Source organism: uncultured Polaribacter sp., from assembly GCF_947495205.1.
Taxonomy (GTDB): Bacteria; Bacteroidota; Bacteroidia; order Flavobacteriales; family Flavobacteriaceae; genus Polaribacter.
Genome location: NZ_CANLXV010000036.1, coordinates 1 through 648 on the forward strand (window position 1 = coordinate 1; position 648 = coordinate 648).

The following is a 648-nucleotide window of genomic DNA, read 5'->3' on the forward strand; positions in this document are numbered from 1 at the left end:
GGTAAACTTGTTAAGTTATTACCGGTTAAATCTAATTTGGTTAATTTGCTTAACTCGCCAATCTCTGGCTTTAACTCTGTTAAATTTGAACTTCCATTATACCATAAAATTAGTTCTTGCAACTCTGTTAAATCTTTTATCTCTGAAGGTACAAATCCAGTTAAATTTCTATTATAAAACTCTATTTTAACAACATGCTTTTGTCCGTTTACTAAAGCTGTAGTTACCCCATCCCAAGCGCCAACATTGCTTAAACTGTTTGAATCTGTATCCCAAAATTGTCCGGTCCAATCTGTTCCTCCTCCTGTCGAATTATAAAAAGCAATCAACGCTTCTCTTTCCATTTGTGGAACTCTAAACCCTGTACAATTATCACTAAAAGCAACTCCATTGTCTAAATACGTGGTTGTATTATAATTACTGTTTTCCCAATTGGCAACATCTGAAGTAGGTACCTCAATACAACTTAAATTTGGGTTGTTTGTTAAATAAATTGGAAATGGTTCTTTTCCTAATTTTAATCCACTTATTCTATTATCTCGAAAATGTAAATTTGTTAAAGTATTTATATTACTGATATTAATATCACCAGCTATTCTATTACCTGTTGCTCTAAAGTCTTTTAAACTTGTTAAATTATTGATACTT

1 pseudogene is annotated in these 648 nt (G+C 31.2%); it reads right to left on the minus strand.

The annotated features are described in order from the left end of the window. A pseudogene (locus Q0762_RS13905) lies at window positions 1-648 on the minus strand (hypothetical protein); the annotation flags it as partial.